At 64.4% G+C, this 362-nt stretch carries 1 protein-coding gene; it reads left to right on the top strand.

What is annotated here, in order from left to right; all coding sequences use genetic code 11:
* A partial coding sequence (locus P1K30_RS23880) for a calcium-binding protein (protein WP_420852192.1) occupies nucleotides 1-362 on the top strand: 362 nt, incomplete at both ends.

Below are 362 nucleotides of genomic sequence, written 5' to 3'. Positions count from 1 at the left end.
CAGGATGGCGCTAACCTGATCGCGATCAACTTGATTACCGGCGACCGGGATCAGATCGCAATGGATGTCGAAACGCTGCGTTTTACGGATGTGGACGTTGATGTTGCGACCACGAGTTTCGGGACCTTGCAGACGGCGCTGCCGGGCGGGGGCACGGTGACGGGGTCTGCGCAGGATGACGAGTTGCTGGGGGATGCCGGTGACGACACGCTGGTCGGGGTTGGCGGCAACGATCGGCTGGATGGTCAGGGCGGGAACGACTCGATCGAAGCCGGTGACGGGGCTGACCTTGGTTTGGGCGGGGACGGCGACGACACGATCCTTGGCGGTCTTGGGGACGACACGCTTCAGGGGGGCGAGGG

This window comes from Psychromarinibacter halotolerans (genome assembly GCF_029168315.1).
Taxonomy (GTDB): Bacteria; Pseudomonadota; Alphaproteobacteria; order Rhodobacterales; family Rhodobacteraceae; genus Psychromarinibacter; species Psychromarinibacter halotolerans.
The sequence above is the reverse complement of the archived record's forward strand: the minus strand, read 5'-3'. Positions and strand labels throughout refer to the sequence as shown.